Below are 2,890 nucleotides of genomic sequence, written 5' to 3'. Positions count from 1 at the left end.
CTCCTTCATCTCGGTCATTCTCGGCGGCTTCGGCGGCGAGAGTGCCGTCGCCGGCGGTGGTTCGGGCGAGCAGAAGCCGGCCAAGCTCGGCTCGGCCGACGACGCGGCCTTCATCATGAAGAACGCGCAGAAGGTCATCATCGTGCCCGGCTACGGCATGGCGGTGGCGCAGGCCCAGCATGCGCTACGCGAAATGGCCGACACCCTGAAGAAGGAGGGTGTCGAGGTGAAATACGCTATTCATCCCGTCGCGGGCCGCATGCCCGGCCACATGAACGTGCTGCTCGCCGAAGCCAATGTGCCCTATGACGAGGTGTTCGAACTCGAGGACATCAATTCGGAATTCGCGCAGGCCGACGTCGCCTTTGTGATCGGCGCCAACGACGTCACCAACCCGGCCGCCGAGGACGACAAGACCTCGCCGATCTACGGCATGCCGGTGCTGCAGGTCTGGAAGGCCGGCACCGTGATGTTCATCAAGCGCTCGCTGGCGTCGGGCTATGCCGGCATCGATAATCCCCTGTTCTACCGCGATAACACCATGATGCTGCTCGGCGACGCCAAGAAAATGACCGAGAACATCGTCAAGGCGCTGTGAGACCGCCTGCAGGGATCATGACCGTCCTGAAATGGCTCTTGGTTGTCGTTTCGGTCGGTTACGTCGGCGGCCTCGCCGCGCTGTTTTTCCTGCAGCGGTCGATGTTGTTTCCGATCCCGCCGGTCGCGCGCGCGGCCCCCGATGTTGCGGGCCTTCCGGAAGCTGAAGAGCACGTCCCGACTACGGTCGATGGCGAAAGAATCATCGTCTGGCACGTTCCGGCAAGACCGGGCCACCCGGTCGTCCTCTTTTTTCCTGGCAATGGCGATTTCCTGGCCGGGCGCGTCGCCCGTTTCCGCGGCATCATCTCTGATGGCACGGGCCTGGTCGCGCTGTCCTATCGGGGCTATGCCGGCTCCAGTGGTCAGCCCAGCGAGCGCGGATTGTTGCAGGATGCCGCGGCGGCCTATGCCTTTACCTCGGCGCGATATAGCGCGGACCGGATAGTCGTGTGGGGCTTTTCGCTTGGGACCGGTGTTGCGACAGCCTTGGCGGCTGAGCAGCCGGTCAGCAAATTGATCCTCGAAGCGCCCTATACCTCAACGGTGGACATCGCAGCTTCACTTCTGCGGATTGTGCCGGTGAGTTTGTTGATGCGGGATCAGTTCCATTCCGATCGGCGCATTGCGCGTATCAATGTTCCGCTTCTCATCATGCACGGCACTGACGATCCGGCGATTTCGATCGCTTTCGGGGAGCGTCTGTTCGCGCTCGCCCATGAACCGAAGCAGTTCATCCGGTTTCCCGGAGGTGGTCACGAAAATCTCGACGATTTCGGCGCGATTGAAGCGGCGCGGCAATTCATCAATGCGGCAAACGGCTGACGGCTGCCGTTGTTTGACGCATAGTCCAATCCAAGGCTTCAAGGATTTAGTCATATGGGTGCGCATGGCCCGATGCCGCGATCGGCGTGGATTTTCCCTTCGCTCGCGACCTTGTTTTTCGCCGCCGTCACCGCGCTCGGCTTGACGTTTACGCCGTCCGGGGAAGGCCTGGTATTTGCCGCGGTGCTGCTGGTCATCCTGTTTGGCACCGTGTTCGCGGCGGTCCACCATGCCGAGGTGATTGCCGGGAAGATCGGCGAGCCCTACGGCACGCTGCTATTGACGCTGGCGGTGACCGTGATCGAGGTCGCACTGATCGCGACCATCATGCTCGGCGAAAAGGCCGTGCCCACGTTGGCGCGCGACACCGTGTTCGCGGTGGTGATGATCGTCTGCAACGGTCTGATCGGCATCTGTATCCTGGCCGGTGGCCTGCGCTACCGCGAGCAGGATGTTCAGGTGGCAGGATCAAGCCTTTATCTCAGCGTCCTGGCCGTGCTGGCGACCATCACGCTGATCATGCCCAATTATACGCTGACTACGGCGGGGCCGATCTATTCGGCCGGCCAGCTCGGCTTCGTCAGCGTCGTAACCCTCCTGCTCTATGGCGTGTTTCTCTATACCCAGACCATCCGGCACCGAGATTATTTCGTCAGCGGCACGACCGGCGCGACGGATGAGGGAGCGCATGCGTCGAACCGGACGCTTCTGCTCAGCGCCATCCTGTTGCTGGTTTCGCTGCTGGCGGTGGTGCTGCTGGCGAAGAAGTTTTCGCTGGTGGTCGACGCCGGCGCGGCTTTGATCGGCGCGCCTCCGGCCTTTGCCGGCATTCTGGTGGCGCTGCTGATCCTGCTGCCGGAAAGCGTCGCCGCCGTCGGCGCCGCGCGCAAGAACGATCTGCAGAAGAGCATCAATCTGGCGCTCGGCTCATCGCTGGCGACCATCGGGCTGACGATCCCGGCGGTCGCGGTGGCCGCCTTCGCGCTGGACAAGCAGCTGGTGCTTGGGCTCAATGCCCAGGAGATCGTGCTTCTGGTGTTGACCTTCGTCCTGAGCATGCTCACCTTCGGCACCGGCCGCACCAATATCCTGTTCGGGCTGGTCCATCTGGTGGTGTTTGCTGTATTTCTGTTCCTGGTATTCGTGCCCTGACCCGGCGGGAGAAACTGACAATGTTGAGCGCCAAATCAGACGTTCAGGTCGACACGCCGGAGGTGCGCGTCACCGAGTGGCGGCTGGCGCCCGGCAGCGCCACCGGACATCACATTCACGGGATGGATTACGTCATCGTTCCCGTCACCGCGGGCGAAATGACCATCGTGGCCCCCAACGGGGAACGCTCCAAGGCGCAGCTCGGGCCCGGCAAATCCTATTTCCGCAAGGCCGGAGTGGAACATGACGTGCTCAACGAAAGTGCGACCGAAATCGTGTTCCTGGAAGTGGAGTTGAAACCATAACCCCGCCATTT

The 2,890-nt window shown here is 62.1% G+C and carries 4 protein-coding genes; all 4 read left to right on the top strand.

Annotated elements, in window-relative coordinates:
* Positions 1-598, top strand: a 598-nt coding sequence (locus tag ABSG20_RS33860; protein ID WP_423868791.1) for an NAD(P)(+) transhydrogenase (Re/Si-specific) subunit beta, incomplete at its 5' end; no start/stop codon positions are given.
* A 17-nt stretch (positions 599-615) separates the two neighbouring features.
* Positions 616-1,422, top strand: coding sequence for an alpha/beta hydrolase (locus tag ABSG20_RS33855; protein ID WP_423868790.1), 807 nt, complete (start codon positions 616-618; stop codon positions 1,420-1,422).
* 54 nt (positions 1,423-1,476) lie between these two features.
* Positions 1,477-2,574 (top strand): calcium:cation antiporter, encoded by a 1,098-nt coding sequence (locus ABSG20_RS33850; protein WP_423868789.1) that lies wholly within the window; start codon positions 1,477-1,479, stop codon positions 2,572-2,574.
* Positions 2,575-2,594: 20 nt separating this feature from the next.
* Positions 2,595-2,879 (top strand): cupin domain-containing protein, encoded by a 285-nt coding sequence (locus ABSG20_RS33845; protein ID WP_423868788.1) that lies wholly within the window; start codon positions 2,595-2,597, stop codon positions 2,877-2,879.
* Positions 2,880-2,890 lie beyond the last annotated feature (11 nt).

It is taken from the genome of Bradyrhizobium sp., assembly GCF_049512235.1.
In the GTDB taxonomy this organism is placed as follows: Bacteria; Pseudomonadota; Alphaproteobacteria; order Rhizobiales; family Xanthobacteraceae; genus Bradyrhizobium.
This window is presented reverse-complemented; position numbering and strand designations above follow the sequence as displayed.